The 24,217-nt window shown below is 72.4% G+C and carries 22 protein-coding genes; 5 read left to right on the top strand and 17 right to left on the bottom strand.

The genetic code is table 11. The annotated features are described in order from the left end of the window. Nucleotides 1–3: 3 nt before the first annotated feature. From WMF12_RS19640 to WMF12_RS19575, 14 genes are all read right to left on the bottom strand, one after another. Nucleotides 4–1,131: an RtcB family protein gene (locus tag WMF12_RS19640; protein ID WP_437873074.1), complete on the bottom strand. Its 1,128-nt coding sequence runs from the start codon at nucleotides 1,129–1,131 to the stop codon at nucleotides 4–6. After that, complete coding sequence (locus WMF12_RS19635) at nucleotides 1,128–1,466, bottom strand: ribosome-binding factor A (protein WP_437873073.1); 339 nt, start codon at nucleotides 1,464–1,466, stop codon at nucleotides 1,128–1,130. Before WMF12_RS19635 ends, WMF12_RS19640 begins: the two co-directional genes overlap by 4 nt. 336 nt (nucleotides 1,467–1,802) lie before the next feature. Further along, nucleotides 1,803–2,453, bottom strand: a complete 651-nt coding sequence (locus WMF12_RS19630; protein WP_437873072.1) for a hypothetical protein — start codon at nucleotides 2,451–2,453, stop codon at nucleotides 1,803–1,805. 114 nt (nucleotides 2,454–2,567) lie between these two features. Then, nucleotides 2,568–3,281: a hypothetical protein gene (locus tag WMF12_RS19625; RefSeq protein WP_437873071.1), complete on the bottom strand. Its 714-nt coding sequence runs from the start codon at nucleotides 3,279–3,281 to the stop codon at nucleotides 2,568–2,570. A gap of 72 nt (nucleotides 3,282–3,353) precedes the next feature. Beyond that, a complete protein-coding gene (locus WMF12_RS19620) occupies nucleotides 3,354–4,727 on the bottom strand; it encodes a 3-deoxy-7-phosphoheptulonate synthase class II (RefSeq protein WP_437747173.1) in 1,374 nt (457 codons plus the stop codon). A gap of 172 nt (nucleotides 4,728–4,899) precedes the next feature. Continuing rightward, the gene (locus WMF12_RS19615; RefSeq protein WP_437873070.1) at nucleotides 4,900–5,883 is read right to left on the bottom strand and encodes a hypothetical protein; all 984 of its coding nucleotides are present in this window, start codon (nucleotides 5,881–5,883) and stop codon (nucleotides 4,900–4,902) included. A 67-nt stretch (nucleotides 5,884–5,950) separates the two neighbouring features. After that, entirely contained in the window at nucleotides 5,951–7,657 is a 1,707-nt protein-coding gene (locus WMF12_RS19610; RefSeq protein ID WP_437873069.1) for a serine/threonine-protein kinase, read from the bottom strand. 317 nt (nucleotides 7,658–7,974) lie between these two features. Next, nucleotides 7,975–8,145: a hypothetical protein gene (locus WMF12_RS19605; protein WP_012236312.1), complete on the bottom strand. Its 171-nt coding sequence runs from the start codon at nucleotides 8,143–8,145 to the stop codon at nucleotides 7,975–7,977. Between the two features lie 207 nt (nucleotides 8,146–8,352). Then, nucleotides 8,353–9,171, bottom strand: a complete 819-nt coding sequence (locus tag WMF12_RS19600; RefSeq protein ID WP_437873068.1) for an RNA polymerase sigma factor — start codon at nucleotides 9,169–9,171, stop codon at nucleotides 8,353–8,355. After that, nucleotides 9,168–9,545 (bottom strand): hypothetical protein, encoded by a 378-nt coding sequence (locus WMF12_RS19595; RefSeq protein ID WP_437873067.1) that lies wholly within the window; start codon nucleotides 9,543–9,545, stop codon nucleotides 9,168–9,170. The genes WMF12_RS19600 and WMF12_RS19595 overlap by 4 nt, the downstream gene beginning before the upstream one ends. A gap of 217 nt (nucleotides 9,546–9,762) precedes the next feature. Then, nucleotides 9,763–10,080, bottom strand: coding sequence for a PEGA domain-containing protein (locus WMF12_RS19590; RefSeq protein ID WP_437300722.1), 318 nt, complete (start codon nucleotides 10,078–10,080; stop codon nucleotides 9,763–9,765). Between the two features lie 2 nt (nucleotides 10,081–10,082). Beyond that, nucleotides 10,083–11,657, bottom strand: a complete 1,575-nt coding sequence (gene guaA / locus WMF12_RS19585; RefSeq protein ID WP_437747167.1) for a glutamine-hydrolyzing GMP synthase — start codon at nucleotides 11,655–11,657, stop codon at nucleotides 10,083–10,085. 69 nt (nucleotides 11,658–11,726) lie between these two features. After that, on the bottom strand, nucleotides 11,727–12,026 hold the full coding sequence (locus WMF12_RS19580; RefSeq protein WP_437873066.1) for a hypothetical protein: 300 nt from the start codon (nucleotides 12,024–12,026) through the stop codon (nucleotides 11,727–11,729). Further along, nucleotides 12,023–12,412, bottom strand: coding sequence for a hypothetical protein (locus WMF12_RS19575; protein ID WP_437747165.1), 390 nt, complete (start codon nucleotides 12,410–12,412; stop codon nucleotides 12,023–12,025). Before WMF12_RS19575 ends, WMF12_RS19580 begins: the two co-directional genes overlap by 4 nt. Before the next feature lie 70 nt (nucleotides 12,413–12,482). Between WMF12_RS19575 and WMF12_RS19570 the strand changes: the two genes are divergently transcribed. Genes WMF12_RS19570 through WMF12_RS19560 form a run of 3 tightly spaced genes read left to right on the top strand, consistent with a single transcriptional unit; the run spans nucleotide 12,483 to nucleotide 15,172 of the window. Further along, the gene (locus WMF12_RS19570; protein ID WP_437873065.1) at nucleotides 12,483–13,763 is read left to right on the top strand and encodes a glutamate-5-semialdehyde dehydrogenase; all 1,281 of its coding nucleotides are present in this window, start codon (nucleotides 12,483–12,485) and stop codon (nucleotides 13,761–13,763) included. A gap of 55 nt (nucleotides 13,764–13,818) precedes the next feature. Continuing rightward, nucleotides 13,819–14,727 carry a ribosome silencing factor gene (gene rsfS, locus WMF12_RS19565; protein ID WP_437873064.1) on the top strand — a complete coding sequence of 303 codons (909 nt, stop codon included), beginning with the start codon at nucleotides 13,819–13,821 and terminating at the stop codon, nucleotides 14,725–14,727. Between the two features lie 7 nt (nucleotides 14,728–14,734). After that, complete coding sequence (locus WMF12_RS19560; RefSeq protein WP_012236304.1) at nucleotides 14,735–15,172, top strand: 23S rRNA (pseudouridine(1915)-N(3))-methyltransferase RlmH; 438 nt, start codon at nucleotides 14,735–14,737, stop codon at nucleotides 15,170–15,172. A gap of 73 nt (nucleotides 15,173–15,245) precedes the next feature. On the opposite strand, the gene WMF12_RS19555 is transcribed toward WMF12_RS19560, so the two are convergent. Continuing rightward, complete coding sequence (locus WMF12_RS19555) at nucleotides 15,246–16,199, bottom strand: SDR family oxidoreductase (RefSeq protein WP_437873063.1); 954 nt, start codon at nucleotides 16,197–16,199, stop codon at nucleotides 15,246–15,248. Between the two features lie 184 nt (nucleotides 16,200–16,383). On the opposite strand from WMF12_RS19555, the gene WMF12_RS19550 reads away from it, so the two are divergent. After that, nucleotides 16,384–17,394 carry a helix-turn-helix transcriptional regulator gene (locus tag WMF12_RS19550; protein ID WP_437873062.1) on the top strand — a complete coding sequence of 337 codons (1,011 nt, stop codon included), beginning with the start codon at nucleotides 16,384–16,386 and terminating at the stop codon, nucleotides 17,392–17,394. Nucleotides 17,395–17,428: 34 nt separating this feature from the next. Here WMF12_RS19550 and WMF12_RS19545 read toward each other — a convergent pair whose 3' ends face one another. Continuing rightward, nucleotides 17,429–20,767 (bottom strand): DNRLRE domain-containing protein, encoded by a 3,339-nt coding sequence (locus WMF12_RS19545; RefSeq protein ID WP_437873061.1) that lies wholly within the window; start codon nucleotides 20,765–20,767, stop codon nucleotides 17,429–17,431. A 250-nt stretch (nucleotides 20,768–21,017) separates the two neighbouring features. After that, nucleotides 21,018–21,299: a hypothetical protein gene (locus WMF12_RS19540; RefSeq protein ID WP_437873060.1), complete on the bottom strand. Its 282-nt coding sequence runs from the start codon at nucleotides 21,297–21,299 to the stop codon at nucleotides 21,018–21,020. A 337-nt stretch (nucleotides 21,300–21,636) separates the two neighbouring features. Between WMF12_RS19540 and WMF12_RS19535 the strand changes: the two genes are divergently transcribed. Beyond that, a complete protein-coding gene (locus WMF12_RS19535) occupies nucleotides 21,637–24,075 on the top strand; it encodes an SUMF1/EgtB/PvdO family nonheme iron enzyme (RefSeq protein WP_437873059.1) in 2,439 nt (812 codons plus the stop codon). Nucleotides 24,076–24,217 lie beyond the last annotated feature (142 nt).

Below are 24,217 nucleotides of genomic sequence, written 5' to 3'. Positions count from 1 at the left end.
CGCTCATGGCGCCTTGTAGACGAGCACCGGCCAGAGCCGGCGGACGACGCGCACGAGGTCGCGTTGCGCCCGCATGACCGCGCCGATGTCCTTGTAGGCCGAGGGCGCCTCCTCGCGCAGCCGGTCCGCGAGGCGGTGATCGAACCACACGCCCTCGGCCTCGCGCAGCAGCTGCCGCGCGCCGATGCGGCGGCGCGCCTCGCCCCGCGGCAGCGCGCGCCCGGCGCCGTGCGCTGACGAGCCGAGCGCCTCGGGGTGGCCGCGCCCCTCGACGTGGAAGCTCGGGCTCCCCATCGACCCGGGCACGACGCCGGGCTCCCCCTCGCGGAGCCCCATGGCGCCCTTGCGGTGCACCCACAGCGCGCGTCCGCCGTGCTCCTCGCGCCGGACGTGGTTGTGATCGATCTCGATGCGCGACGACGCGTCGGCGTCGACGCCGAACAGCTCGGCGAAGAGCGAGAGGGCCTCGGTGACCATCCGCGCGCGGCTCGCCCGCGCGTACCTCGCTGCCCAGGCTGCATCATCGAGGTACGCGCGCCCGGCCTCGCTCTCGGCGTCGAGGAAGCGGACGCCCGACGGGTCGCGCGCCGCGAGCGCCTCGTGGTGCTGCCGGATCGCCGGGCCCATGGCGCGCGAGCCGCTGTGGAGGAGCAGCCACAGCGCGCCCTCCTCGTCGCGTTGCACCTCCAGGAAATGGTTGCCCCGGCCGAGCGTACCCAGCTCCATCCGGCCCTCGCGGTGCTTCATCGCCTCGAGGCGAGGCGCGCCGAGCCGCGCCTCGGCGAGATCGCCGGGCAGCGGCGGGGCGCCGGCGGCCGGGCGCAACAGGTGCGGGACGCGGCGGCACAGCGCGGAGAGGAGCTGCGCCGCGCGATCGCGATCCGCGAGCAGATCGGCGTCCGCGCGGAGCCGCAGCGCGACCATGCCGCAGCCGATGTCGCCGCCGACCGCCGCCGGCAAGAGGCGACGGGTCGTGGCGGTCACCGTGCCGACGCACACGTCGTCGGCCACGTGCGCGTCGGGCATGACCGCGATGTGCGCGACGTCGTCGGTGCGCGCGAGCCGCGAGAGCGACGCGCTGAGCGCCGCGCTCGCGCCGTCCGGGAGCCACGCGGAGATGCGCGCGCTCACGGCTCTCCCTCCGGCGGCAGCACCTGAAACGCGAGCGTCGGCGCGCGCTTGCGGGTGATCGCCCCCGCGACCTCCGCGCGCACGTAGCCCGCCACCTTCTCCAGCCGCGCCGCCGCCACCTCCGGCGGCGTGCCAGGCCTGACCTGCACGACCACCGCGAGCCGGCTGGCGTCGGGCGCCGGCTCCACACCCATCACCCAGACGTCCTGGAGGACGTCGTCGCGGAGCGCGGCGAGCGCGTCGCTCACCGCCTCCTGCACCTGACGGCAGAGCTGGCGCTCCTTGCGCTGCGCGCTCCGCGCCGCCGTCCCACCGAACAACGAACCTGCATCCACGACGGAGCGCGCGCGTTCGCGGCTCCGCGATCGATCTTTGCCCATGCCATGCTCCCGAGGGCGCGGTGACGCACCTACGCGTCGGCCGCGCGGTTCCAGCGACACGCGAGATGAGCTCGGGGATGTGAGCCTCGCCGGCGCGCTCAGCGGCGCGTCAGGCCGAGGCTCGTCGATGCAATGGGGTGCATGGCGGGCCTCCTTCGCCGCGTAGGGTGCACGAGCGAGGGCCGCGGCGCAAGGCGCGCCCCGGCAGCGCTCCCGGCGGGGGCGCGAGCCGCGCGCGCCCGCTCGTGGCCGGCGCGCGGCCGGCGGCCCGCGCCCGGCACACCGAGGGGACTACGTGGCCTGGCGGTACGTCGGCTCGGCGCACTGGCGCTCGGCGACCCTCGCGATATAGCGGAGCATCTGACGCGAGAAGCGCCTCATGAGCGGCGCTGTCAGGGCGTCCAGGAGGAACAGCCGCCGCCTCGTCCGCGTGTCGGTCGCGCGGATCCGTACCTCGTACGAGAGCATCGTCCGACGCTGGCCGTAGGCCGTCACCACGTAGCCCCCGACCGCCTTGATGTGCCCGGGGCAATCGAACGCGATGAACTCGGCGGGAGTCCGCCTCGTGAACAGGCTCTCTGTGTTCAGCAGGCGCTCGATTGTGCCGATGGCGATCTCGGAGCCCTCCCGCTCTGCCAGCTTGATCTCGCCGTAGTCCTCGACGTTCTGGAGCGTCATCCGCGCGCGCGCGGGCAGCGGCGCGAGGCGGAGCCTGCTCCGGGCGCGGCGCAGCTTGGCCAGGTGGAGCGCGATGACCGCGCGCATCAGGAGAGAGCGGCTCTTCGCGAGATCCGCCCTCTTCAGCGCGGCGTACGTCACCTCCGGCGTCGCCATCACCACGATCTTGTGGGTCACGACGATGTCGGCCTCCGGCAGGAAATATTCAAGCAGCGTGGGGCAAGCCCCGGAGCGCTGCTGGCCCTGGGGCGAGGCACCCGTCATGGCCTGTCCCTCTCCCTGCCGGAACTCACCCTGTTCTCTCGATATGGTCTGCATGGCGAACTACCCCCTGCGGTGATTCATTGGGGTAGTCTCGACGGATCGCCAGTGATCGCGCTACGTGGCCTGCTGGCGATGATGATGCGCCGGCGCCGCGCACTGGTACTTGGCGACCCTGGCGACGACGCGGAGCATCCGGCGCATGACGAGCCTCCCGAGCGGCGCCGTCAGCGCGTCCAGGAGGAACAGCCGCCGCCTCGTCCGCGTGTCGGTCGCGCGGATGCGCGCCTCGTAGGCGAGCAGCGTCCGGCGCTGTCCGTAGGGCATCACGACGAAGCTCGCCGCCGCCTTGAAGTGACCCGGGCAGTCGAATGACTTGAACTCGGCGGCGGTCCGCCTCGTGAACAGGCTCTCCACGCTGAACAGGCGCGCGATCGAGCCGATGACGATCTCGGATCCCTCCTTTTCGGCAAGCTTGGACTGGCCGTAATCCTCGATGTTCTGGAGCGACATCCGCACGCGCGCCGGGAGCGGCGCGAGGCGGAGCCTGCGCCGGGCGCGCCGCACGGCGGCCAGGCGGAGCGCGAAGACCGCGCGCAGGAGGAGAGAGCGGCTCCTCGCGAAATCCACCCTCTTCAGCGTGGCGTACGTCACCTCCGGTGGCGCCATCACCACGATCGCGTGGTTCACGACGATATCGGCCTCAGGCAGGAAATGTTCGAGCAGCGTGGGGCTGGCGCCGGAGCGCTGCGGGCACTCGTGCGAGGCATCCGTCGCGGCTTGCTCTCCGCCCTGTCGGCTCTCACCCTGTTCCGTCGAGATGGTCTGCATGGCGAACTACCCCCTGCGGGTGTTCATTGGGCAGTCTCGACGGAACGCCAGCAGGAGACTCCTGCCCTCGACTCAGCCCTTCGCGCGTCGGGAGGCCTCCGCCATGCGGTGGGCGATGCGGAACGCCATCTCGAGCGACTGGCGGTAATTCAGCCTCGGGTCGCACAGGCTGGCGTAGCGCTGGTCGAGATCGGACTCCGTGAGCCCCGCCCCGACGCACTCGGTGACATCGTCGCCCGTGAGCTCGAAGTGGACGCCGCCGAGGTGGGATCCCATGGATTCGTGCACCTCGAAGCTCGCCTCGATCTCGGTGAGGATATCCTCGAAATTCCGTGTCTTGATCCCGCTGGACGTCGTCTGGGTATTGCCGTGCATCGGATCGGACATCCAGAGCACCTTGCGCCCCGCGGACCGCACCGCCTCGATGAGCGGCGGGAGCCCGTCGCGCACGCGGCCCGCGCCCATGCGCACGATGAGCACGATCTTGCCCGGCTCGTCCGCCGGGTTGAGCCGGTCGAGGAGGCGGATCACGTCGTCGCGGAGCGTCTTCGGGCCGAGCTTGATGCCCAGCGGGTTCTCCACGCCGCTGAAGAACTCGACGTGGGCGCCGTCCGGCTGCCGCGTGCGCTCGCCGATCCAGGGCAGGTGGGTCGTCAGATCGTAGAAGCCAGGCCGGCGCGCGACCTTCCGCGTCTGCGCGGACTCGTAGTGCAGGTGGAGCCCTTCATGGCTCGTGAAGAACTCGACCCGCGAGAGCTCCCCGACCGGCACCTCCGCGAGCGCCTCCATGAACCGAAGGGCCTCCCCGACCTGCTCTGTCATCCGCTGGTATCGCTCGCGCAGCTCCCCGGGCAGGTCCGCCCGCTCGAGGAAGCTCAGGTCCCAGTACTCCGGGTGGTGCAGATCGGCGAAGCCGCCCTCCGACAGGGAACGGATGAAATTCAGGGTGATCGCCGCGTGCTGGTATCCCGCGATCATCAGGTTTGGATCGGGGCGCCGGGCGGTGGCGTCGAAGGGAGCGCGATTGATGAGATCCCCGAAATAGCTGGGCAAGCTCACGCCATCGCGCGTCTCGACCGGGCTGGAGCGCGGCTTGGCGTACTGCCCGGCAAAGCGCCCGAGGCGCACCACCGGCCGGCGGGCGCCGTGCACCAGCACGAGCGACATCTGGAGCAGGATCTTGAGCTTGTTCGTGACGATGTTCGGGCGGCAGTCGTCGAGCGTCTCCGCGCAGTCTCCCCCCTGGAGCACGAACCGGCGGCCGAGCTGCGCTTCGGCCAGATAGCCTTTGAGTCGCTCGACCTCCCACGAGGTCACGAGCGGCGGCAGCGCCCGGAGCTTTTCGACGGCCACCTGGACGGCATCGGGATCGTCATAGGGGAGCGGCGCAGCGTTGAACCGTTCACGCCATGAGTCCGGCGACCAGGGTTGAGCAGGAACGTACATGAGTTGAGCCCTACTATGGCAAGGCTCCCACCTGCGCAACCCTCGGTCAACGTCATCGATTCGAGCGTGAGACGATGGGCTCGCAGGCGCGGTCATCGGCTCGCAGGCGCGGTCATCGGCTCGCAGGCGCGGTCATCGGCTCGCAGGCGCGGTCATCGGCACGCAGGCGCGGTCATCGGCTCGCAGGCGCGTCGGCCGCCCGGGGCGATGGCCCGGTGCGCGCCTCGATCGCCTGGATCGCCGCCTTGATCTCTCCCGCGATCGAGGCGCACGCCGCCGCGCACCGGCTCATGCCCAGAAAGCCGCACCCCTTGCCCTTGCTGGTGACGAGCGGCGCGAGGACATCGACGGCGCGCCGATCGCCATCGGTCGTCGCGCGCGCCAGCAAGGCCTGCCTCGCCTTGCAGGAGGGCGCGATCCGGAGCTCGTGGGCGATGCGCAGCGCGGGCGTCGCCCGCCCCAGGACCGCGGCCTCCGCGAGCCGCTTCGCGGCGCGCTCCTTCAGCGCGGAGCTGCCCACCGCGAGCTCGTAGAGCAGATCCGCCCCGTGGCTCCCCATGCCGGTCGCCATCAGGTCGAGCGCAGCCGAGGCCGCCTCGGGCGGTCCGCCGGCGGCGCTCGAGACGATGCGCTTCACGTCGTCGTCGGCCGCCGCCCCCGGATCGAGCTCCAGCAGCCGCTTCGCCGCGGCGAGCGCGGCGGCGTGGTAAGGCGGCGGGAGCGCGTGGCGCAGCATCAGCGCGCGGAAGATCACCGGATCCTTCGGGTAGCGCGAGGCGAGCGCCTCCAGCGCGAGCACGCCGCCCGCGGTCGCTGTGGCGAGCTCGTCGGCGGGGACAGCATCGGAAGGTCGCGGCGCGACCGGACGCCGGAGGCCGGAGCTCGACGGTGGCGCGCGCTCTGCGAGCGAGGCCGCCTCGAGCCGGGAGAGCGAGACGCCGTCGCGCAGCAGCGCCGCGGTGAACACGACGGCGACGAGCGCAGCCGCGCCCGTGACGAGCCAGAGCGCCGCGGGCGGCGTCCGCGCCAGCAGGGAGGCGCGCGAGCCCGAGGCGTTGCCGCCTGCGCCGAGCACGGTGGTTGTTCCCGCCTGTGTGCCCGGTCTGCCGGGGGTGCTGGCCTGGCGGGCGCTCGTCCCAGATGCCTGCGCTGGCATGGCCTGCTCCCCTAACACACGCCCGGACAGCGGCCCATGGCCCGCGTCCGGCGGCCCGGCCGCGGGCTCATCGCCGCTGTCCTCGCCACTGGAACAGGGCGGCAGCGCCCGCGGCGAGCACGCTGATGAGGAAGAGCAGCGCGTCCCAGACCGGCCATGCGATGCCGATGGCGCGCTGCAGGAGCACGGCCTCCACGAGCCGCACGAGCAGCGACGCGGCCCCGTAGGCCACGAGGGCGAGCACGACGGGCGTCGTGAGCCGCGGCGCGAGCGCGCTCATCCGGGCGTCGTCCCGCCAGACACGCCGAAAGACATAGAAGCCGCCGAGAAGCCCGACGCCGAACAGGGCGCACAGGATCCCGAGCGTGAGCAGGGTGGCGCCCTGGCCCGACAGCGCGGCGGCGTCGCCGCGCGCCGCGCGCGCGAAGCCGGCGAGGCAGCTGACGAGGCCCGCGCCGAGCCACCCAAGGCCGAGGCTCACCGCGAGGAAGACCATCTGCCGCGTCAGGTACGCCTCGGACGACGCCGAGCCGGGCAGGCCGAAGGCGTGCGAGAGCGCGTAAGGCCGCCCGAGCACCACGGACGCGCGCGCGAGCGACGCGCGAGCGCTGGGCGGCCCGGGCGCGGCCGCTTCCTCGTAGGGCGCGAGCTCGCTTGCGAGCTCGCCCATCGAGGCGTGGCGGTCCTCTCTCTGCTTCGCCATGGCGCGCTGGACGACGGCCTCCAGGCCCGGCGGGATGTCCGGGTTGAGCGATCGCGGCGGCGGCGGCTCCTCCGTCATGACGGCGAGGAGCACTGCCGTCGGGTCGCTGCGCTCGAAGGGGCGCTGCCCGGTGAGCGCGTGGTAGAGGACCGCCCCCACCGCGTAGATGTCGGCCCGAGGGTCGATCTCGTCCCCCTTCGCCTGCTCCGGCGCCATGTACGCCGGCGTTCCGAGCACCATACCGGTCCTCGTGAGCGTGGACGGCGCGGAGGTCTTCGAGATGCCGAAATCGAGGATCTTCACGGTCGGACACGCGGGGTCGCCCGTGAGGAAGATGTTCTCCGGCTTGATGTCCCGGTGCACGATGCCCGCGGCGTGCGCGGCCGCGATGCCGTCGCACACCTCGCGCGCGATCCGCACCGCGGCGCCGGCCGGCAGCCGCCCTCCCGACCCTGCGAGGAGCTCGTCGAGGCCCTTGCCATCCAGGTACTCGGCGATGATGCACGGCCGGCCGTCGCTCAGCCGGTTCACGTCGAAGATCTCGACGATGTGCGGGCTCCGGATCGACGCTGCGGCTTCGGCCTCGCGCTGGAACCGCGCGAGGACGGTGGGCTGCTGGGCGAGCTCGGGGTGGAGCGTCTTCAGCGCGAACCGCTTGCCCGGGATGCGGGTGTGGTGCGTCTCGTAGACGCGGCCCATGCCGCCTTCGCCGAGCAGGCGGATGACGTGGTACGCGCCCGCCACCGTGGTGCCGACGAGCGGGTCCGCCTCCGCCGGCTGCCCGTCCGCCGCGCTCTCCGCAGGGCTCGCCGCGCTCCCCGTGGGAGGAGCGGGTGGACGGACCGTGTCGGCGGTCGCGTCGTGCGCGGCCGCCGCTGCGAGCCCCTTGGGGAGCGCAGCGGGGCGGACCGTCTCGGCGGCCAGCTCGTGCGCCGCCGCGCCCGACGCGGAGGGAGGGGGCGGCGGAGGGCGAACCGTCTCCGCGGTCGTAGAGGTGACCGCAGCGGCGGCGGCCGCGGCCTGCGCTCCGCGCACGGCGGCAAGCGCGGCCTGCCGCTCCGTGTCGCTCATGACGCGGGTGGGTCCGTCGCCTTCCTCGCCCCCTGCAGAGCGAGACGAAGGCACGGCAGGAGTGCCCGAGCGACCGGGCGAAAAGCTCGAATCCGACACGCTCAGGGCCTCGCTCCCATGGATCCGGGTCGAACCTCACCAGAGGTGAGGATCGACGAGTCGTCGCCAACGCGCGGGCGAACACCGCGAGGCGACGCTACCACGGATCGCGCCGCGCGAGGGCGCCGACCTGCGGAACCGCGATCGGCACGTGATGTCGAGGTGTTCGCGCGGCCGGGCTGGCAAGTGTCGCGCGGTGCGTAACGGTGGTCAGCCGGTCAGCTCGCGGGCTGCTCGACCTGGACGGGCTTCTGCTTGGCAGCCTTGCGCTGCTCCGCATCGAGCAGGCCGATCCGCGCCTTCTGGCAGCGCTTCAAGCGCTTCTTCTTGAGCGGGGTGGCGAGCCATTCGTGACGCAGACGGACATTCCACTTCGGAGTATTGGCCATGATCGTAGGACTTTCTCTGCGAGGGCGGCGGAGACTACACAAACGTGCGGGGGCGTCAAGCTGTCAGTGGGGTCGCCCGCTTCGTATTCTTCGCTCTCGTCTTACCGTCTCGTCTGCCGTCGCTTGGTCGCGTGGGTGTGTGCGGCGCCGTGCGTGTTGCGTTCTGTCCCTATCGTTCGTGCATTGGTGGCGCTGGCTCGCTGGTCCTTACCACGGCGCCGGCGGGGCGGTCCTGGCAATGGCAGCGCGCTCGTCGAGCCGCTGCTGGAGGCGGCGCCAGAGCGCGCGTGCAGCGGGCGCGGGGACGGGAGGGAACGCGCGCACGGTGTGGAGCATGGTTGCGGCGCTCGTGTGGAGGGGGCGCTCCGACGCGGTGAGGGCGCACAGGGCGCTGCGGCGCTCGGCCGACTGACGCGCGACGGCGGCGCGGAAGTCCTCGCGGGCGAGGCGCAGGCGGGAGCGGACCGTGTTCTCGTTGAGCGAGAGCTCGCCGGCGATGTCGGCCACCGCGACGCCGAGGAGATCGTACATGACGAGGATCACGCGCCGCTCGGGCGCGATCTTCAGCAGCAGCGCCGTCACGATCTCGGCGCGGTCCGCGCCCGCCAGTGACTGCTCGGGCGTCGGTGCCGGGGCGCACCCGTCGAACGGCCAGGACACGCCGGCCCCGGAGGGGATCTCGCGACGCCGGTGAGCGCGCGCGTGGTAGTGGCTCGTCTTTCTCCATGCGATGCCGAACAGCCATCGATGCAGCGCCGCCTCGGGCGTGATGCGAAGGGGCGGCGGTCCTGCCGCGGCGAGCCCGCCCGCAGGGGCCGCGTGGAAACGCCATGGCTCGTAGCTCGCCAGGCCCCGATAGGCCGCGAGGAAGACCTCCTGGAGCATGTCGTCCAGATCGTTCACCGAGACACCCAGCCAGCGGAGCGCGTGATGAAGGAACGGCAAGCCCACGGCATAGACCGTCTCGAACGACGGGCGCGCCGGCGCGGACGGCGGCGCGGACGGCGAGGAGCGCGGCGGCGTCATCCGGAGCCTCGTGGCGCCGGGAGCTCCGCGCCGGCGCAGGCGGGGTAGGGGCGCGGCGCAGGTCGTCCGGATGGCACATCGAACGCCGGTGGCGGCCGGAGCCAGCGCTCGACCGGCTCGAGCTCGACGAGCATGTCCAGGGAGGTCCGGAGAGAGAGGCGAAAGTCGTCGTCCTCGGCGGCTCGAGCGCTGTGGAATGCGACATAAAACAGCACGGTGCCCAGCTGCATCGCCCGCGGATCTCCCCGGCGTTGCAGGAAGCGATCGGCGAGATCGCACAGGGCGTGAAACAGGCGGCCTCCCGGACGACAGCTCTCGGGGCCGCACACCTCGAGGGTGGCGCACCGGCGGGCGCGCCGAGCTGATTTGTTCATGGAAGGCGCGCGCGTCTTCGTCACGCGCGCCTTCGGACTGCTCCGATTCGGCATGATTCGGTCCCCCGTAAAGTGGAGATCGGGATGGATGCCGCGTGCATCCACCACATGGATTACGGAGACCGCGTGGAGATGATTTCGTCCTGTGCTCTCGCGCGTGCGCCCCGGTGAGGGTGCGGCTGCGCCAGGGCCGGCCGGTGCCGGCCCCGCGAGGTCGTCAATCCGGCACGGGCGTGAGCTGCACCTGGAGGTGGATCGGCGGGGCGCCGCTCCTGGCCTCGACCAGGCGGTCCCAGGCGAAGTAGCCGGCCTTCTCCACGGTGATCCGGTGCGCGCCGGGCGGCAGCGCGACGCCGTGGGCGGCGACGTAAGCGAGCGCGCCGATGTACTGGTCGTCGATGGTGACCGACGCGTCGGGCACGTTCCCCTTCACCCGCAGCGAGACCGTCGCCGGAGCCCGCGCGACGCACGCCGACAGCCCGAGCATCAGGAGCGCCGCCGTGGCGCGCGTCCGCTTCGCGCTCGCGCTGGCCATCGTCACTCCCACTCGATCGTCGAGGGCGGCTTCGAGGACACGTCGAGCACCACGCGGTTCACGCCGCGCACCTCGTTGATGATGCGCGAGCTCACCCGGGCGATGAGGTCGTAGGGCAGCCGCGCCCAGTCGGCCGTCATCCCGTCGGTCGAGTGCACCGCGCGGAGCGCGATCGCCTCGTCGTAGGTGCGCTCATCGCCCATCACGCCCACGGAGCGCACAGGGAGGAGCACGCAGAAGCTCTGCCAGAGCGACTCGTAGAGCCCGGCGGCGCGGATCTCCTGGTCGAAGATGGCGTCGGCCTCCCTGAGCACGCGGAGCTTCTCCGGCGTCACCTCGCCGAGGCACCGCACCGCGAGCCCCGGGCCGGGGAACGGCTGGCGGTACAGGATGTCCCGCGGCATGCCGAGCGCCTCGCCGGCGGCCCGCACCTCGTCCTTGAAGAGCTCCCGCAGGGGCTCGATCAGGCCGAGGTTCATCCGCTCGGGCAGGCCGCCGACGTTGTGGTGGCTCTTGATGACGGCGCTCGGCCCCTTGAACGAGACGCTCTCGATCACGTCGGGGTAGAGCGTGCCCTGGACGAGCCACTTCGCGCCATGGACCCGCTTCGCCTCCTCCTCGAACACCTCGATGAAGAGGCGGCCGATCACCTTGCGCTTCTGCTCGGGATCCACGACGCCGCGCAGCCCCTCGAGGAACCGCGCCGACGCGTCGACGGCGTCGAGGTTCATGTGGAAGTGGCCGCGGAAGGTCCGCTCGACGCTCTCCGCCTCCCCCTCACGAAGCAGGCCGTTGTCGACGAAGATGCACGTCAGCCGGTCGCCGAGGGCGCGCTGGCAGAGCACGGCGGCGACCGACGAGTCGACCCCGCCCGAGAGGCCCAGGATGACGCGGTCGCTCGGCCCGGCCTTCTCGCGGACCGCGGCGATCGCCTCCTCCACGAACGACGCGGGCGTCCAGGTCGGTGACAGGCCGGCGACGTCGAACAGGAAGGACTGGAGGATCTCCTTGCCGCGCGGCGTGTGGACGACCTCGGGGTGGAACTGGAGGCCGTAGAGCTTGTCGCGCTCGCGGGCGACGGCGCAGAGCGGGCTGCCGGTCGTGGTGCCGAGCGACACGAACCCCTCCGGCATCGCGGTGAGCCGATCGCCGTGGCTCATCCAGACGTCGATGGCGTCGCCCTCGGCGAAGCGCGAGAAGATGCCCGTCGGGCGCTCGACGCGCACCGCCGCGGGGCCGTACTCGCCCCCCGTGTGCGCGCGCTCGACCTTGCCGCCGAGGTGATACGCCATGAGCTGGAGCCCGTAGCAGATGCCCAGCGTCGGGACGCCGAGCTCCAGCACCTCCCGGGAACAGCGAGGCGCGTTGTCTCCGTACACGCTGGCGGGGCCGCCCGAGAGGATGAGCGCCCGCGGGGCGAGCCGGCGCAGCTCGGCGATGGGCACGTCGAAGCGGTGGATCTCGCAGTAGACGCCAGACTCGCGCACGCGCCGGGCGATGAGCTGCGTGTACTGAGAGCCGAAATCGAGGATGACGACGAAGTCCCGCCGGGGTGAGAGCATGGCTGCCGCTAGCATGGCGGGGCTGGATCCGCCAGAGTCGCGCGGCCGAGGCGCTCGCCGCACGCCCGCTCGCGGCGCACGGCGCTACGGCTGCGTGGGCGGCGGCGGCGGCGTGGTGGGCGGCGGCTGCGTGGACGCGGGCGGCGCGCCCGGCGACGGGGCGAGCAGCGGCGCGCCCGGCGTCGCGTCGGTCGCATCCGGCTCGTCCGGCGGCGCGGACGGCGCGTCGCCGACGCCGCCGTCGTACACGCGCGGGCGCTCGTACTCGGGCGGCGGACCGGGCGGGAGCGGCTTCGGCGCGGCGGAGGAGCACGCCGCGGCGAGGTGCGCGGCGAGGATCGCGGCGAGCGCGGCGATCGGCGAGGCGTGGCGGGCGCGTGTCATAGCTCCACTCCGCTCCCCCCGGTGTTCCCGGGAGGAGCACGATACGGCGGTATTTCGGGAGGGCCGGCCGGATCGGGCGGGACCTGGAGCCCCTCCGGATCGGCGAACGGCAAGGAGGGGACGGAGGGGGCCGCCGGCGGCGCCTCGAGCGGCGCCCCCAGCGCGCCCGGCGCCGCGAGGGGGATGCCGGTGCTCGCCGTGGCGGGCGCGTCCGCGCCTGCGTCCGAGCCGCGGCACGCCGGCGCGATCACGGCGAGGAGCGCCCCCGCGAGGAGCGCCGCGCCGCGCCGCGGGCGGGCAGCGGCGCTCCTCGTGGGGGCGCGGCGGGCGTCTCGGGAGCGGGGTGCGAACGACGCCTGGCTCGAGCTTCGGAGATCGCCGGACACGGCGGGTACGCTAGCATGGACGCGCAGGAGAACGGTTGGCCCGCGCAGGGAGGCGAGCTAGGTTCCCGCTGTGGAACAGAGCAACATCGATCTAGAGGGCACGCTTCGCGCGCTCTGCCAGCGCGCCCGGACGGCTGCCCGCGCCCTCGCCCCGCTGGACAGGGCCCAGAAGGACCGCGCGCTGCGCGCCATCGCCGAGCGGCTGCGCGCCGAGGCCGGCGAGGGCAAGCGCTCCGCGGTGCTGGCCGCGAACGCCGAGGACGTGGCCGCGGCGCGCGCCGCCGGCGTGTCCGAGGCGCTCGTCGACCGGCTCGTGCTCGACGAGGCGCGGCTCGTGGCGATCGCCGGCGCGGTGCTCGAGGTCGCCGCCGCCAGCGACCCGGTCGGGCAAGTCGTCGGGATGGAGCGGCGGCCGAACGGGCTCCTCGTCGGGCAGGTGCGCGTCCCGCTCGGCGTGATCGCGATGATCTACGAGTCGCGCCCCAACGTGACGGTCGACGCCGCGGTGCTCTGCCTGAAGAGCGGCAACGCCGCGATCCTCCGGGGCGGCAAGGAGGCGGCGCGCTCGAACGCGGCCCTCGGCGAGCTGATCTCGGACGCGCTGCGCTCGGTCGGGCTGCCGGCCGACGCCGTGCAGATGGTCCCCTCGCTCGACCGCGAGGCCACGCGGATCCTGCTCGGCCTGACCGGCATGATCGATCTGGCCATCCCGCGCGGCGGCGAGGGGCTCATCCGGTTCGTGGCCGAGAACGCGCGTGTCCCGGTGATCCAGCACTACAAGGGCGTGAACCACCTCTACGCCGACGCCGGCTGCGACGTCGAGATGACCTACCGCCTCGTCGAGAACGGCAAGCTCCAGCGCCCCGGCGTCTGCAACGCGCTGGAGTGCCTGCTCGTCCACGAGAGCGTCGCGGCGCCGCTGCTCGGGCGCGTGGCCGCCCTCTCGGAGCGCGGGCTCGAGCTGCGCGGCGACGCCGCCACCTGCGCGCTCGTGCCGTCGGCGCGCAAGGCCGCGGAGGACGACTACGGGCGGGAGTTCCTCGCGCCCGTCCTCGCGGTCCGGGTCGTGAGGTCGCTCGACGAGGCGATCGAGCACATCGGCCGCTACGGCTCGATGCACACCGAGGTGATCTGCACGCCCCGCTACGACCACGCGCAGCGGTTTCTGCGCGAGGTCGACGCGAGCTGCGTGCTCGTGAACGCGTCGTCCCGGTTCAACGATGGCGGCGAGCTCGGCCTCGGCGCGGAGATCGGCATCTCCACGACGAAGCTCCACGCCTACGGCCCGATGGGGCTCGCGAGCCTGACGACGCTCAAGTGGATCGCGTACGGCGAGGGCCAGACCCGCTGACGCGGGCGAGACGAGTGGCGCCCGTCATCGACGGGCGCAAGAAAGCGAGAGAACGTTGGCGAGCAAGAAGGACGCAGGCGAGGGGAGCGGCAAGCCGCGGGCGAAGTCGGGGTCGAAGGCGAGCGAGGGCGCGGAGCCGCGCGCGCCGGCGCGGAACGCGCCGGCGCGGAAGAAGGCGACCACGGCCAAGGCGGGCGCGGCCGGTCGAGCGTCGTCCGCGGCGAAGCCGAAGCGGCCGGCGTCGCCCCGGATCCGCGCCTCCCACGCGGGCGTCGGCGAGCCCGGCGCGAAGAAGGTGGTCCGCGCGCGCCGCGCGGGCGGCGAGGCGGAGCCGCTGGAGCGCGCGGCGCGGCCGATCCCGGCGGATCGGCCGGCTCCGAGGGCGCGGCGTCCGGCGCGCGACGACGGCGACGCGCCGGCCCCGCGGGTCGCGCGGGGCGGCGGCGAGGGCGGCGCGAAGGCGGTGCTGCCGCTCGCGGGGCGGTCGCCCGCGCGGAGCAAGTCGCCGCTCGCGGGCCCGAAGCGCGCCGGCTCGCGCCGGAGCACGCCGCCGCCCGTCCCCGAGCCTTCGGCCCCCGCGCGCGAGCTCGCGCTGACGCTCGCCGCGGCGGGGCTCGACAAGAAGGCGATCGGCGTCGAGATCCTGGAGGTCGTGGGGCGCGTCGACTACGCGGACTACCTCGTGATCATGACCGGCCGCTCGGACAGGCACGTCCACGCGATCGCGACGGGGCTGGAGGAGGCGGTGCGCAAGCAGAAGCTCGCGCCGCTCTCGATGGAGGGCCTCGCCGCGGCGACCTGGGTGCTCATCGATTTCGGCGACGTGGTGGTGCACGTGTTCCAGGAGGATACGCGCCGCCTCTACGACATCGAGGGGCTCTGGATCGACGCGGGGCGCGTCCCGGTCCCGGAGGAGACCCTGCCGCCGGGGGCGCAGCCCGCCCCGCGGTTCGATCCGAGCTGAGCGCGCCGTGCGACTCGTCGTCGCCGCCGTCGGGCGCGTGAAGGACAAGCCGCTGCGCGCGGCGATGGACGAGTACCTCGGCCGCATCCGCCGCTACGTGGCGTGCGACGAGATCGAGATCCAGGACGGCCCGCCGGCGAAGGTCGGGCCGCTCCTTGCGCGCGCGTCGGCGGGGGCGAGCGTCATCGCCATGGAGGTGGGCGGCAAGGCGCTCGGCAGCGAGGCGTTCGCGGCCGGCGTCGAGCGCTGGGGCTCGCGCGGCAAGGGGGTGGTCGCGTTCCTGATCGGGGGTGCGGACGGGCTGCCGCCCGACGTGTCCGCCGCGGCGGACGACCGGTGGAGCCTGTCGCCGCTCACGTTCCCGCACCGCCTCGCGCGGCTCGTGCTGATCGAGCAGCTCTACCGCGCGATGACCCTGCTTCGCGGCGAGCCCTACGCCCACTGAGACGGCCGCGCCGGCCCCTGCGGCCGCCGCCCGACGCGGCGGCCGCTGCTCGAGGCGGCGGCCGCCGCGCCGTTCACTCCTTGGGCCAGTCGGGGCACGCGAGCTCCATCGGGCCGTTGAACCAGCTGGCATAGGCGGCCTCGCCGGCCCTGTTGTACCGGCCGAGGTGCCGCTCGAAGTACTCGCCCCAGTGGGGCCTCCGGCCGTCGACGTCGGTGAGCCCGTACTCCCTCGCGAGATCCCACGAGCTGAACACGCGGCCGGACTTCGTCGCGACGTGCGGATCGGCGGCGAGCGCCGCGACCGCGCGGCCGACGTAGAACGGCGTCTCCGATTCGATGAAGTGCGGGTCCTTCTCGGCGGCGTCTCGCCAGTTCGCCTCCGTGACGCCGAAGTGGTCGAGCATGGCCTCCGAGCGCAGGAAGCCGGGCGTCACCGCGAGCGCCGTCATGGCGGGGTGGCGGCGCAGCTCCCAGGCCATGGCGAAGGCCAGGCGGATGACCGACATCTTTGCCAGGTCGTAGAAGAGGTTGCCGCGGTAGCCGAAGTGGTCGCCGTCGGTGATCTCGACGATGAGGCCGCGATCGCGCTCGAGCATGAGCGGCACCGCGTGGCGGCTCGTGATGATGTGCGAGGTGACGGCCCGCTCGAGCAGGAGCTTCCCGCTGGGCAGGGAGAGCTTCCAGAACGGCTGGCCGAACTCGGTGAGCTCATCGCCGCCCCACACATCGTTGACCAGGACGTCGAGCCTCCCTTGCTCCTGCCGGATCCGGGCGCAGAGCGCCTCGACCTGCTCCTCGACGGTGTGGTCGACCTGCGCGGCGACGCCGCGCCCTCCTCCCGCGGCCACGAGCTCGGCGGTCTCCTCGATGGTCTCGGGGCGCTGGCCCGTGGCGGGCCGACCCCGGACGCTGCGTCCTGTGCAATAGACCGTGGCGCCGGCCTCGCCGAGCGAGCACGCGATGGCGCGCCCCGCGCCGCGCGTGGCTCCGGCGACGAGGGCGATCTGTCCTTCGAGCGGTCTCATACGGTGTCTCCTCCTTGGGGACCGGCGGCTCGGCGGGCGCGCGGGCTCCTGCGGCGCGCGCCCTTGCATTCCGGCCTGCTCCGGTCGTCCTGCGACGCTACGGGCGAATTCCTGACATCTCCTGTCATGAATTGCGCGTAGCCTCTCGGGCGGGTCATTTCGGGGTCGGGAGCCACGGACGGTCATGCGTGCGGATCGGCTGCTCAGCTTGATGTTGCTCTTGCAGCGGGCGAAGAGCCGGCAGCTGACGGCCGAGGACCTGGCGCGCCGCCTGGAGGTCTCCGCGCGGACGATCTACCGGGACCTCGACGCGCTGTCGTCCGCGGGCGTGCCCGTCTATGCGCAGCGCGGCCCGAGCGGCGGGATCGCGCTGGCGGAGGGGTGGCAGACGAGCCTGACCGGGCTGACGCAGCCCGAGGTGCAGGCGCTCGCGGCGGTCGCTGCGCCCGGGGCGCTGGCCGACATCGGGCTCTCGGCGGCGCTGGAGAGCGGGCTGATCAAGCTGTCGGCGGCGCTGCCGGCCGTGCACCGGTCGCTGGCCGAGCACGCGCGGCAGCGGCTCCACGTGGACGCGTCGGGGTGGTTCCAGGGCAGGGAGGTGGTGCCGCACCTCGACGTCCTGCGGGAGGGGGTCTGGCAGGATCGCAAGGTGTGGCTCGCGTACCGGGACTTCGACGGGGAAGCGAGCGAGCGGGTGGTGGAGCCGTATGGCCTCGTGATCAAGGCCGACCGCTGGTACCTCGTCGCCGGGACGGAGCGGGGGCCGAGCATCTTCCGGGGAGCGCGGGTGGCGGGCGCGCGGCTCCTCGAAGCGACGTTTGCGCGGCCGGAGGGGTTCGACCTGGCGGCGTGCTGGAAGGCCCTGAGCCGGCGTTTCGCGGAGCAGAGGGCGAGCTACGTGGTGACGTTGCGCGTGACCGGGGAGGGGGAAGAGGCGCTCCGGCGGGTCCGGCCCGGCGGCGAGCACGAGCGGTGGGGGCGGGAAAAGCGCGGGCGCGAGGGGACGAGCGTCGTGACGGTCGACTTCGAGCGGGAGTCGATCGCGGTCTCGCAGATCGTCGGGCTGGGCAGGGGCGTCGAGGTGGTCGAGCCGGCGGCGCTGCGGGCGCGGCTCCGGGAGATCGCGAAGGATCTACGAGCGGTCTACGGGCCGCGCCGCGCGGCCGCGCCTCAGCGTGGGGGCAGGAAGAGGTGAGCCGACACCGGAGGGATCGCGAACGTGTCCGGGATCATTCCACGTCAGGACACGAATACCCGATCTCCCAGTCCTGCACCTGGACTCCGCCCGCGCCGTCGCTCGTCGGATTCAGCGTCACCTGGAGCTCGAGGTAATCCGCTCGCGCTCCCGGCAGCGCGCCGAGATCGACGGCGCACGACGGCGTCGAGGTGCCGTCGCACACCTGGGTATCGGCCGGCGTGACGTGGGCGGTCGCGGCGAGCGTCACGGCCGCTGCGCCGAGATCGGCGGTGTCGTCGGCCGATCGCACGAAGAACTCGACGCTCGAGTCGCCCGGAGTGGTCGTCCTGTACGTGAGGTATTCCCACCGGGCCTTGGTCCCCGGCGGGCAGACGCCGTGGTAGCGCTCCCAGCTCGTGGTGATGGGCGAGAGGGCCTCGGCAGCGCACGGGACGGTCGCCTGGACCTTGCCGCCCGGGTTCTCGCGGACGATGGAGCAGGTCTCCGGGCAGAGCTTCACGCGCGTGTTTCCGGAATCGAAGTACCAGCCCCCCGCGCCGCAGCTGCCGACCCCGGCCCGGGGCGTGAGCGTCGTCTCCACGCCGGCGGCGTTCTCGTAGACGACGGACACCGACGCGGGATCCGAGACGCCCGCGAGGGGGACGGCGACGTCGCAGGGCAGCGCCTCTCCGCGGATCGAGACCAGCGCATTGAGGAGGTTACCTTGCAGCGTCGAGCCGGCGCTGAGGTTGTGCGCCTGCCCTCCGCCTTGAGCCGCGATGAGGTTGATGAGCTCCGCGTTCGAGTTGCCGAAGCCCACCGCGTGCACGCGAACGCCGTGGTTCACGAAGGCGTTTCGCGCCAGGTTTCCGATCGCGTTGGGGACGGTGTTGCAGCTCGACGGGATGCCGTCGGTGATGAACACGACGGCGACCTCCTCCTCGGGGTGGGTGTTCTTGTAGTTGATCGCCCAGGTCGTGGCGCCGTCCAGCGCCGGGTACATCGGCGTTTCGCCGTTGGGCGTCGGGAAGTTGATGAAGGCCTGCATGAGCTTTATCTCTTGCTGGTCCCCCATCGCCGCAGACTCCTCGGTCAACCTGTCGGCCGCGGCGCCGTTGAACGGGACGAGCGGCAGCGCACAGCCGCCGCCGCCGGCAGGCGGACAGGAAGGGGTCTCGTTGCACGGGCCCGGGTTGTCGTGCGGCCAGAACCGGAACGCGACACCGAGCCCCGCCGACGCCGGATCCTGGAAGAAGGACTTCAGCGCGTTCGTCGCCGGAATCCATCGATCCGCGCTCACGTCCACCCCCGACAGCGTCTGCCGCATCGAGGTGGATCGATCGAGCGCCACGAACAGGGTGACCGGCCTGACCTGCGTGGCGCTGGCCGTGGCGGTGCAGGCGGGCGACCCGCACTCGCCCGATTGATAGACGCTCCCGTTGTTGCCGCACTGGCATTCGGCGATCTGCCCCGCGCCAGGGGGATTGACGATGAGCTCCATCCCGTCGGTGACGCCGGTGCAGCCTGCCACGCTGATGCACTCACCCGGGGCGATCGGCTGCGCCGTTGTGCAGGCGAGGGTGCCGCCCGTCGGGTTGCACGCGTTCAGGACCCGGCTCGGGGCGGAGGATGGCAGCTGGTTGGCGGTGGAAGCATACCGGTGGATGGCGATTCCCGCCGGGGCCGGGATGGTGCCGCGGTTGCAGACGGGGATCGTCCCGCCGCAGGGCACGCCGATCGTGAGGTCCGGGAGAGAGCATTCGGGGTTCGTCTCGCCCGGCAGGTAGGCATTGCAGAGCCCCTGCTGCGGGCAGGTCTCTCCGCAGACGCTCTCCACGAGGTCGACGCAGCTCTGTGTCCACGCACCGCCCGGCGCGCAGCAGCTCGGCGACACATCGCAGACCTGCGACACGCACGAGTCGCACCCTGCGTTCAGACGCTCCCCGGTGTAACACTTGTCGTGCGCGCAGCCCGGATCGGTCTCGCAGCTGGAGCCGCACAACGATCCGGCCAGGGCGACGCAACTCGCGTCCCATTGCGGGGTGACCGAGCTGCACGTCTTGGGGGCGCACTCCGTGGCGACATAACCCGCGCAGGTCGCGCTCCAGATCCCCGTGCACCTGCCGCCTGACAGGATGGTTCCCGGGGGACATACGCCGCTGGGTGCTGTGCAGCGGCCTGGGAAGACGCAGGTGCTGCCCGTGCCGATGATCGCAGTGCACTGCGCCGTCGTGCTGCACGTGATCTCGCAGCAGCGCGGATGGTTCGCGCAGATGGTCGCGATGCACGCGTCGCCGCAGGTCGTGTTCATGTTGGTCGCGGCGCCGGGAGCCGCCACGCAGGCGTCGTGCCCGCAATCCCCCGGTACGGCCGTCGGCGTGCAGCAGTTCGGGTTGGCGTCGCAGACCTTCGTCACGCAGCCGCTGCACGTCGACAGCAGCGAGTCACCCGTCGCGCACGGATCGTGGGCGCACGCGCCCTGCGCGGGGTTGTCGCAGTGCTGGTCGAACTGGCAGTCCTCGCCGGTCGTGCACGGCTCGTTCGTGCCCTGCCGCGCGATGGACTCCGGCAGCTCGTCGAGATCACCGACCGACCAGCCATAGGCCGCGCCGGTGCCCTCGAGGTCGACGGGGCTCCCGCCCGGCGGCCCCTCGAACGACTCGCCGCCGCAGGGCGCGCACGGGCCGCCGCAATCGACGCCGTTCTCGCTGCCGTTCTGGATCCCGTCGTCGCACGTGACGTAGCAGACGTCGAGCTTCGGCCGGCTCGCGATCTCCGGCCGCTCGCTGCTCTTGAACTCGCTCCTCACGACCGGGTCTTCCTCGATGAGGACGCCGTGGTTCTCGGCCTCGCCGCTCACCCACGCGCGCGCGAGCGCGGTGAGGTCGGAGGAGCGGACGCCCGCCGCCCCGCCGCCGGTGAACGACGCGACGATCGCTGGATCGAAGGACTCTCCGAAGCTCCCCCAGGTCGCGGTGGACTCCGCCCAGGCGCTCGTGACGCGGTGGACGCGGACCGTGCTGGTGTCCGCCTTGTAGATCTGCGAGAGCGACAGGTTCGCCGACACGACCTCGGCGTTCGATGGGAGGCCGGAGAGGTCGAACCGGAGCAAGCTGCGCCGGATCCCGCCGCTCGCGCTCGTCCCCGAGCTGAGCGCCACGTTCGCGCCGTCGTTCCACGTCGGCGCGTTCTGCCAGAGCACGACGTCATCCACGCCCGCTGGTCCGGCGCCGCGCTGGACGGTGGTGCACACCTGTCCTTCGGTCGATAGTTCCTGCGCGGCGCGCGCCACGCTCTCGTCGCCGTCGTCGCCCGCGCCGCCGGGATCGGCGCCGCACGAGGCCGCGAGGGCGCTCGCCAGACCAGCGCACAGGGCGCTGAGTATTTTCATTTTATCTCTCATACAAAGATTCTCCGTGACAGACGTTGTGGTCCGCCGCGCAAGGCTTCGCCGCGCGCAAGGCCAGTGTCGTGTAGCCCCACGGTCATGAGCGCTGGGTACGAGGCGAGGTGCGGCGTGAGTCGCTGCAAAAGCCCAAGACAAATATCCATCCATGGTCCGCCGCTCACGCATGCATGTCAAGTCGTGAAGACGACGATTCCGTGGTTCGGACATGGGATGCCGGCTCCCGGCAGCTCGTTCATCGTTGACGTTCTTTGCAATTGTTTGCGTGGTCTGCAACAACTGCGTCACGCCCGCATTGGCCGCAAGATTTTGCGAATTGCATTGTTTGCGCGGTCTGCATCGACTGCGTCGCATCTACATCGCTCGCAACATTTTGCGAAGCTGTCATCACGGCGGCGGTGGATGAGCCGCGGGCGAGTCTGACCGGCCGATCAATGGCCGATCGATGGCCGACCGGACGGTCGGTTGTCCTTTGATCAGGCAGGTTCACGGCGTGGCCGCCCGCCAGGAACTGCATGGAACCTGGAGGGCAACACGCGGCGACACGAGCTGTGGGGGGCGCTGCCGCTCGGTGCGCGAGAAGGCAGCTCGGAGAGAGTGCCGTCGGCCAGGCCAGGGCGGTTACGTTGAGAGTCAATTCCAGGGACTCGGGTCGGGGCGAGCCGTACGATCCCGCGAGGACTGTGCGAGACGTGGGAACCGTGCGAGCCGTGCGAACCGTGCGAACCGGTGCGAGACAACCGCGCGGGCGCGACGATGGGCTTGACTTCCAAGAGGTCGTTTGCTCTTCCTAGTAGATTCCCCTGGTCGACTCGTCGCACCACGCGCCTTCCCGGCTGGCACCTCGGACGACCGTGCAGAAGCCCATCGACGTATTCATCTCCTATGCGCGCAGGGATGAAGCCGCTCTCCGGGAGCTCGTTTCGCACCTGGCGCCCATGCAGCGACAGGGAATCCTGCGGGCGTGGCACGACCGGGAGCTCGAGGCCGGCGCCCGATGGGAGGAAGAGGTGCGCGAGCGCCTCGAGGCGGCGCAGCTCATCTTGCTGCTCGTCAGCGCGGATTTCATCGCCTCGCCGTCCTGCTGGGACGTCGAGATGGAGCGCGCAATGGCTCGCCACGCGGCCGGCTCGGCGCGCGTCATCCCGATCCTGCTCAGGGCGTGCGACTGGAAGGGCGCGCCGTTCGGTCACCTCGCGGCGTTGCCCGACAACGAGCGCCCCATCCAGGGCCGGGCCGATCGCGACGAGGCCTGGACCGACGTCGCGCTCGGCATCCGCGCCGCGCTCGAGAAGAACGAGAAGAGCGACAAGAAGCGCCCGCGCGCGCAGAGCCACAGGCCGATCTACCCGGACGCCGAGACCCGCAGGCTCGCCCAGGAGCTGGAGCGCGCGCGCGTGCGGCTCGGGGCGCTGCAGCTCGCAGGCGGCGACACCGCCGAGGCGCAACGCGAGGTCCTGGAGCTCCGGCGGCAGCTGCGCGAGGGAGGCCAGCTCCGCGCCGGCGACAGGCTGGGGCAGCGCGGCAGGTACCTGCTCCTCGATCGTGTCGGGCGAGGCGGCTTCGCGAACGTGTGGCGCGCGCGCGACGACGAGCAGGGCCACGTCGTCGCCATCAAGGTGCTGCACTCGAGCCTCGCGGAGGACGCGATCCGGCGCGAGCGCTTCTTCCGGGGGGCCCAGCGCATGGCGGGGCTCGATCACCCCGGCGTCGTGCGCGTGATCGAGCCGCACGGCGAGGACGGCGGCTTCCACTTCTTCGTCATGGAGTTCGTCAGCGGCGGCGACCTGCACCAGGCGGTCCTCCAGCAGCGCCTCCCGGCAGCGCAGGTGATCCCCCTCGTCCTGCGCGTCGGCGAGGCGCTGCGCGCGGCGCACGCGAAGGGCCTCGTGCACCGCGACGTGAAGCCGGCGAACATCCTGCTCGAGCCGTCGGGCGAGCCGCGGCTCACGGACTTCGACCTGGTCGCGGCGGCGGACACGACCGGCGGGACGCGGACGGGGGCGCTCGGCACGTACGTGTACAGCGCGCCCGAGTCGATGGACCGGCCCCAGGACGCCGACGCGCGGGCCGACGTGTACGGCCTCGGGATGACCGCGCTCTTCTGCTTTCACGGCGCCCAGCTGCCGGCCGAGGCGGTGCACGACCGGGCGGCGTTCCTGCGGGAGCTCTCGTGCGACGGCACGGTCAAGGCCGTCCTGGAGCAGGCCGTCGCGTGGAAGCGCGAGAAGCGGTACGCCAGCGTCGACGACCTCTGCGCGGCGCTGAGCATCGCGAGCCGGCCGCGGGGCGCGCTGCAGCCGCGGCGCGGCCCGTCCGATTCCCCTCCGGCCGCGCCGCCCGTGGCGGTGGTGCCCTCCGCCACGGCGACGCCGGCGACCGGGATCCCTGCCGTCGGATCCGCGGCCTTCACCGCGCCGGCGGGGAGCCCGGGGGCGATCGTGGCCCGCGCCGTGGACGCCGAGGATGACGCCGGCCGCGCCGGGAGCGCGCCCAAGATCGAGATGGCCGTGATCGTGGGCGGGCGTTTCTGGATGGGCAGCGCGGACGACGACGTGTCGGCGAAGCCCGATGAGCGCCCGCGGCGGCAGGTGCTGGTCGCGGCGTTCAGGATGGGCGTCTATCCGACGACGCAGCGGCTCTACCGCGAGGTGATGGGCACGAACCCGGGGCTTCCCGCGAGCGACGAGCTCCCGGTGAACAACGTCAACTGGTGGGACGCGATCGAGTTCTGCAACCGTCTGTCCGCGCTACGAGGGTTCGGGCCCGCGTACCAGCTCGAAGGAGAGGGCGTGATCTGGAATCGCGAGGCGAACGGCTATCGGCTCCCCACCGAGGCAGAGTGGGAGTACGCGGCGCGGGGGACCCGCGGACGCATGTATCCGTGGGGTGATGAGCCGCCATCGGACCAGCTCGCCTGGAGCGACACGCGCATCAAGAGCCCGGTGCTCGCCATGCGGGCCGGACCCAGCCCCGTGGGGTACTACCCGAAGGGGGCGTCGCCGTTCGGGATCCTCGATATGGCGGGCAACGTCTGGGAGTGGTGCTGGGACTGGTACGGCGATTACCAGGCCGTCGAGGGTCCGGTGAGCAATCCGGTCGGGCCTTCCATCGGCTACGGGCGCGTGCTCCGCGGCGGTTCGTGGCGGGTGGTCGCGAAGAACCGGCTGCGGGCCGCGGCGCGCCACTTCATGTTCGCCAGCGCGAAGAACGCCGACGTCGGCTTCCGCTGCGTCCGCGGCTGGATGCAAGCCCACAGCGCGAAGCCGCCGGCCGGGCAGCCCGCCCGCTGACGGCGGCGCCGCCCGCGAGGGCCCCTCGCGCCGGTTGCTGTCCGCGCCGACGGGCCGCGCCGGGAAGAGCTGCGCGAGGGCGATCGAGCGAGCCCTGCGCAGCGCCCGCGAGATCGTCCTGAAAGCGCCGCACCCTCCGGCG

The organism is Sorangium sp. So ce363, assembly GCF_051520435.1.
In the GTDB taxonomy this organism is placed as follows: Bacteria; Myxococcota_A; Polyangia; order Polyangiales; family Polyangiaceae; genus Sorangium; species Sorangium cellulosum_B.
The sequence above is the reverse complement of the archived record's forward strand: the minus strand, read 5'-3'. Positions and strand labels throughout refer to the sequence as shown.

Coding starts and splice junctions, on each gene's coding strand:
- WMF12_RS19630 (WP_437873072.1), bottom strand. CDS start 2,453: ATGACGGGTGCCTCGCCCCAGGGCCAGCAGCGCTCCGGGGCTTGCCCC.
- WMF12_RS19625 (WP_437873071.1), bottom strand. CDS start 3,281: ATGCAGACCATCTCGACGGAACAGGGTGAGAGCCGACAGGGCGGAGAG.
- WMF12_RS19620 (WP_437747173.1), bottom strand. CDS start 4,727: ATGTACGTTCCTGCTCAACCCTGGTCGCCGGACTCATGGCGTGAACGG.
- WMF12_RS19615 (WP_437873070.1), bottom strand. CDS start 5,883: ATGCCAGCGCAGGCATCTGGGACGAGCGCCCGCCAGGCCAGCACCCCC.
- WMF12_RS19610 (WP_437873069.1), bottom strand. CDS start 7,657: ATGAGCGACACGGAGCGGCAGGCCGCGCTTGCCGCCGTGCGCGGAGCG.
- WMF12_RS19605 (WP_012236312.1), bottom strand. CDS start 8,145: ATGGCCAATACTCCGAAGTGGAATGTCCGTCTGCGTCACGAATGGCTC.
- WMF12_RS19600 (WP_437873068.1), bottom strand. CDS start 9,171: ATGACGCCGCCGCGCTCCTCGCCGTCCGCGCCGCCGTCCGCGCCGGCG.
- WMF12_RS19595 (WP_437873067.1), bottom strand. CDS start 9,545: ATGAACAAATCAGCTCGGCGCGCCCGCCGGTGCGCCACCCTCGAGGTG.
- WMF12_RS19590 (WP_437300722.1), bottom strand. CDS start 10,080: ATGGCCAGCGCGAGCGCGAAGCGGACGCGCGCCACGGCGGCGCTCCTG.
- guaA (WP_437747167.1), bottom strand. CDS start 11,657: ATGCTAGCGGCAGCCATGCTCTCACCCCGGCGGGACTTCGTCGTCATC.
- WMF12_RS19580 (WP_437873066.1), bottom strand. CDS start 12,026: ATGACACGCGCCCGCCACGCCTCGCCGATCGCCGCGCTCGCCGCGATC.
- WMF12_RS19555 (WP_437873063.1), bottom strand. CDS start 16,199: ATGAGACCGCTCGAAGGACAGATCGCCCTCGTCGCCGGAGCCACGCGC.
- WMF12_RS19550 (WP_437873062.1), top strand. CDS start 16,384: ATGCGTGCGGATCGGCTGCTCAGCTTGATGTTGCTCTTGCAGCGGGCG.
- WMF12_RS19545 (WP_437873061.1), bottom strand. CDS start 20,767: ATGAAAATACTCAGCGCCCTGTGCGCTGGTCTGGCGAGCGCCCTCGCG.
- WMF12_RS19540 (WP_437873060.1), bottom strand. CDS start 21,299: ATGCAGTTCCTGGCGGGCGGCCACGCCGTGAACCTGCCTGATCAAAGG.